This is a genomic window from Daejeonella sp., assembly GCF_044232565.1.
Taxonomy (GTDB): Bacteria; Bacteroidota; Bacteroidia; order Sphingobacteriales; family Sphingobacteriaceae; genus Daejeonella.
The window spans coordinates 1-4,981 of the sequence record NZ_JBIILQ010000210.1 but is presented as its reverse complement, the minus strand read 5'-3'; the positions used below and the strand labels follow the sequence as shown (position 1 = coordinate 4,981).

Annotated in this window: 6 protein-coding genes; 4 read left to right on the top strand and 2 right to left on the bottom strand. The window is 36.7% G+C overall.

What is annotated here, in order from left to right; translation table 11 throughout:
* Positions 1-148: 148 nt before the first annotated feature.
* On the bottom strand, positions 149-682 hold the full coding sequence (locus ACILQF_RS10570; RefSeq protein ID WP_395627375.1) for a nitroreductase family protein: 534 nt from the start codon (positions 680-682) through the stop codon (positions 149-151).
* Positions 683-689: 7 nt separating this feature from the next.
* Complete coding sequence (locus tag ACILQF_RS10565; protein ID WP_395627374.1) at positions 690-1,325, bottom strand: class I SAM-dependent methyltransferase; 636 nt, start codon at positions 1,323-1,325, stop codon at positions 690-692.
* 176 nt (positions 1,326-1,501) lie between these two features.
* Here ACILQF_RS10565 and ACILQF_RS10560 point away from each other — a divergent pair, with 176 nt between their 5' ends.
* The 4 genes from ACILQF_RS10560 to ACILQF_RS10545 all read left to right on the top strand — a co-directional run.
* Positions 1,502-2,155, top strand: coding sequence for an SOS response-associated peptidase (locus tag ACILQF_RS10560; protein ID WP_395627373.1), 654 nt, complete (start codon positions 1,502-1,504; stop codon positions 2,153-2,155).
* Between the two features lie 608 nt (positions 2,156-2,763).
* On the top strand, positions 2,764-3,267 hold the full coding sequence (locus ACILQF_RS10555; protein ID WP_395627372.1) for a phosphoheptose isomerase: 504 nt from the start codon (positions 2,764-2,766) through the stop codon (positions 3,265-3,267).
* A gap of 95 nt (positions 3,268-3,362) precedes the next feature.
* A complete protein-coding gene (locus ACILQF_RS10550; RefSeq protein ID WP_395627371.1) occupies positions 3,363-4,091 on the top strand; it encodes an acyl-CoA desaturase in 729 nt (242 codons plus the stop codon).
* Between the two features lie 135 nt (positions 4,092-4,226).
* Positions 4,227-4,981: ATP-binding protein (locus ACILQF_RS10545; protein WP_395627370.1), on the top strand; the 755-nt coding region annotated here is incomplete at its 3' end.

The window sequence follows — 4,981 nt, the reverse complement described above, 5'->3', positions numbered from 1 at the left end:
ATATGATCCATTTCAGTCGCGTAAAATTTTAGGGATTGATCCCAGTTTTCTAGTTCTTCAGAATAGTGTTCTGCAATAGTCTTTGCCATAGCTTTTTTTCAATTTCTAATTTTTTCTCAATTTTAAAGTGGATTATGCATTTTTTGTATTACCATTTGTCCCAGTGAATATTGTTTGGTTCATATTTATCCTCAGCATGTTCATCACCAATTGGGTGCCCAATGGCTATTATATTTAGGGGAATAATATTCTGTGGGATTCCTAATTCTTTCCTTACAAAGCTTATGAGCTCCTTGCTTGGATATACGGCAGTCCAAACCGCGCCTAAGCCCAATGCCTCGGCCGCTAAAAGAATATTTTCACTTGCGCAGGCACAATCAAGAATAGCAAATTCTTCCTTTCCCAAAGCGGCTTCATGAGGAGCAGCACAAACAACAATTCCCGTTCCTGCTTTTGGAAGCATTTTGGCAAATGGTAGTCCATCGGATAGTGCTTTTAACTTGTCTTTATCCCGAACTACAATAAATTTCCATGGCATCATGTGTATGGCTACAGGTGCAGCCATTGCAGCTTTTAGGATTACATTTATGTCCTCAGTGCTGATTAACTCGCCGGTATAATTCCGTACACTTTTTCTTTCATGTATTACCTCTAGCGCGTCTTTTATGAATGTTTTTTGCATGATTTTTTTACTTTATAGCCTTAATGAGCACAAATGAACCTTCTCCATAACCTGGCTTTGCAGGTTCAAGCTCTTTTATTTGGTCAAGATCATGAAACAAGGTTTGTGAAAATTGCAAATTTCTGAACCCTTTTTTTTTCAGTTCTTCGATTACCTTCTCGGGTGTGTAAAAATTGGCTTGTTTATAAAAAACACTGAATGGTTTACGGCGTTCATAGGCTTTTCCGATAATACTTTCTTTATCTATAAATCCTACGATGAGGGAGCCACCATTTTTTAGAACTCGCTTTGCTTCAGCGAAGGAGGCGCCAAGATTATTAAAATAACTGATGCAAAAAATCATTAAAACAAAATCGTAATGCAAATCTTTAAAAGGCAAATGTTCTGCATCACCAGGCATCAGCTCTAAGCCTCTTTCTATTGCTACTAGGCGCATCTTTTTGGAAGGCTCAATTCCTTCCTTAAGGCCAAGCTCTTTCGAAAAACGGCCGGTGCCAGCCCCCACTTCAAGTCCATACATTGCATCACCTACGGGTAAAAAATCGCGAATTGCTTCTACCTCACTTTTAAAAACAAAGGGGTATTTTTCAAACCATTCTTCGTATTCAGCAACATGCTCATTAAATTCGATCGATTTTATCATAAATATATTTTTATCTTTTCACAAAGCTATTAAGCCATGCTTTATCAAATAATGATGGCCAATAAGTTTAAGTGTGATGATAATCATGAGTAGTTTAATTCATTTTTATTATATTTTTTTTTAATTTCTATGATTCATAAATCTGTATTTTACTTTTGTTTTTAAATCTATATATCATGTGCGGTAGAGTAAGTATATCAGATCAAACCAGCATCGCAAAGGGCTTGCATCTTAAATTAGCCAACGACTTGATAAGGCCGGCAAATATCAATTTGCCCCCCATTATGGAATTGCCCGTTTTTACGGATGACAAGCCTTCAGAACTTCAATATTTAAGATGGAGCCTCATTCCTTTTTGGGCAAAAGAGAAGCCTAAGTTTAGCACTTTTAATGCCCGAATTGAAAATTTGAGTGAGTCTGGGAGCTGGAAACATTTGTTAGGGAAAAAGCATTGTGTAATTATTACTGATGGCTTTTATGAATGGAAAAAACTTGACGAAAAGGTTAAGAAAAAGCAGGCTTACCTCATCCGAATGAAGGATATGAGGTTTACGCTAATGGCAGGTTTATGGGATACCTGGGTAGATCATAAAACCGGTGAATTAATTCATAGTTGTACCATTATCACCCGCACAGCAAATGAAGACATGAAAGAGCTGCATGATCGAATGCCTTGTTTGCTCACCATCCAAAATGCTAATATTTGGGTGAATAAGGAGCTCCCTTTGCCTGATCGTATGTTGGCTCTAGAACCATTACTGCCTAATCAATTGGAAATGTGTACGGTACAAAAGGTGGGTGATGAGGAGGAATATAGGGAGCTTTTCTAGCTAAAATCCAATAATTAGTGAAATTCATAACCTATACATTTAGCTTCCTGGCTCTCTTTTTATCATATTATTTAAAATATCAAACGTGTTAAATCCTTTCAAATCCTTGCCTCTTTATTCCTGATTATTTCCTATCTCTGTCGGCGAGTGCCCCAAAAAAGGTGAAAGCTCCTTAGCCTGAAAAGCAGTTGGTGATTTTCGAAAAGGGAACGTATATGACGAGCATTGATGTAAGTAAGGAGCATAGATTAGGGATAATATTATTCGAAATGATGCAATAATGTGAGTAGTGGTTCTACTCTTGTGCATGGCGGAATACTCCCTGTAGCAGAAATTTGCCTGATTTTAACAACAATTGGGAGCTACAATCTTACACTACAAATCTTTAAATCCGGAAGGGGGGTAGATCTTGCAATTAATGATTATAGTGTATCCGATAAGACTCCGCATCACATCTCCAACTAAATAATGATGTGGAGATCAAAGAGGCTGGATTTTGGAAAATTGCAGTGGGTTAACACAATAGCTTCCAGTATATTTCTCTCAATATTAATGAATTCGTATAATAGAATTGGATATTTCAAGCAATACTTTTATCATTGTATGTAATGGATTTAACTCAAGCATCGCATCAAATATTCCTTGAAGCAAAGGAAAGTTTAGAAAAAAACGGTTTTACTATCGTTCAACAGGATTTAACACGGCCATGGGGTGGTTTTTTTGTGATTGATGAGAGTCAGGCTCAGGAATTTGCCAATACTTATTTTGATGGAATTGAGGTCAACAACCTTAAAATATCCGGTAAATTGAGTCCGAAGTTTTTAGTTGTAGCCCCTCAAAAGCGACTTTCATGGCAGTATCATCATCGTAGAGCTGAAATTTGGCAGGTTATTAAAGGTCAGGTGGGCGTAGTTAGGAGCCTAACTGATATGGAGACTGATATGGAGACTTATAATCCAGGAGATCGTATTGTGTTACAACAAGGTGAGCGACATCGATTAGTTGGTTTAAATGATTGGGGATTGCTTGCCGAGATTTGGCAACATACTGATGCTTCTAACCCATCTGATGAATCGGATATTGTTCGGTTACAAGATGATTTTGGACGCTAATTGCCTTAATCAGAATATCGTTACAATAGTATTAATTCAAAATAATTATTAATACTTATTTTTGTGGTCCTTTAAAAAACAATTATTTATTACATATGGTTATTTTAATATTTTTTCTCTGTCATTGGTTTTTATCTCTGTTTTTTCAAACATTTTTCCTTCACCGATATTCTTCTCATAAGATGTTCAAAATGAATGCCTTCTGGGAGAAGTTTTTTTATATGGCTACATTTTTGGCGCAAGGCTCATCTTTTTTAAATCCTCGTGCTTATGCAATCATGCACCGCATGCATCATGCTTATAGCGATACTGAAAAGGATCCACACTCTCCACACTTCTTTAAAGATGTGATTGGAATGATGGTTCAAACAAAAAACATTTATCTCGATTACGTAAGGTTTAAAATTGAGCCAGAAGCTGCTTTTCGCGATAATTACCCAACATGGCCCTTAATTGACCGTATCGGTGATCTTTGGATTACCCGTTCTGTATTTATTATGGCTTACATTGCTTTTTATATCCAGTTTGCTGAGTATTGGTGGATGTTTTTACTGCTTCCTATTCATTTTTTAATGGGGCCAATTCATGGAGCTGTTGTAAACTGGTGCGGGCATAAATACGGTTATTCTAATTATGATAATGATGATCATAGTAAAAATTCCCTGCCATTAGATTTCTTAATGCTAGGCGAATTGTTCCAAAACAACCATCATAAAAAGCCAAACAACGTTAATTTTGCATTAAAATGGTATGAATTTGACCCATCTTTTCCGGTTATAAAGCTCTTGCATCACTTGCGAATTATCAGACTTCGAAAAGTTTAGGTATATTGTAACGTATAATTTTTAAGAGTCCTGATAAAAATCAGGGCTCTTTTTGTTTAAATGTGGAAATCTACACGCTAAGTATGCAGATCTAATTTTTAAATTTGTAATGCTTAAATTGAAAAAAATACGTGAATGGCTGAAATAGATTATAGTGATGATAGTATACGGTCGCTCGACTGGAAAGAGCATATTCGACTTCGTCCCGGTATGTATATCGGTAAGCTTGGCGATGGTTCGGCTTATGACGATGGTATTTATGTTCTTTTAAAGGAGATCCTCGACAATTCTATTGATGAGTTTGTGATGGGCTCCGGCAAAACTATCGAAATTACAGTAAGTGATAAAAAAGTTTCTATTCGCGATTACGGACGTGGAATTCCGCTAGGTAAAGTAATTGATTGTGTTTCAAAGATCAATACCGGTGGTAAATACGATTCAAAAGCATTCCAGAAGTCGGTGGGTTTAAATGGTGTAGGTACAAAGGCAGTAAATGCATTATCCTCTCATTTCATGGTGCAATCCTATCGGGATGGTCGCACAAAAAAAGCCGAATTTGAGCAGGGCGTACTCGTTAACGATATGCCTGAAGTAGAAACTACGCAACGTAATGGAACGGCAGTTGTGTTTTATGCGGATGATACTATTTTTAGAAACTACCGTTATATTCCCGAGTTTGTAGAAAGTATGATCTGGAATTATGTGTTTCTAAATTCTGGCCTAACCATCAATTTTAACGGAACAAAATTTTTCTCGGAAAGAGGGTTATATGATCTTCTTACCCGTAATACCGACACAGAAACATTGCGCTATCCAATTATTCACCTCATAGGTGAAGATATTGAGGTGGCCATGACCCATGGACAGCAGTATGGTGAAGAATATTATTC

Bases quoted from the DNA above. Each gene is read 5' to 3' on its own strand.
- ACILQF_RS10570 (WP_395627375.1), bottom strand. From the start codon at position 682: ATGCAAAAAACATTCATAAAAGACGCGCTAGAGGTAATACATGAAAGA.
- ACILQF_RS10565 (WP_395627374.1), bottom strand. From the start codon at position 1,325: ATGATAAAATCGATCGAATTTAATGAGCATGTTGCTGAATACGAAGAA.
- ACILQF_RS10560 (WP_395627373.1), top strand. From the start codon at position 1,502: ATGTGCGGTAGAGTAAGTATATCAGATCAAACCAGCATCGCAAAGGGC.
- ACILQF_RS10555 (WP_395627372.1), top strand. From the start codon at position 2,764: ATGGATTTAACTCAAGCATCGCATCAAATATTCCTTGAAGCAAAGGAA.
- ACILQF_RS10550 (WP_395627371.1), top strand. From the start codon at position 3,363: ATGGTTATTTTAATATTTTTTCTCTGTCATTGGTTTTTATCTCTGTTT.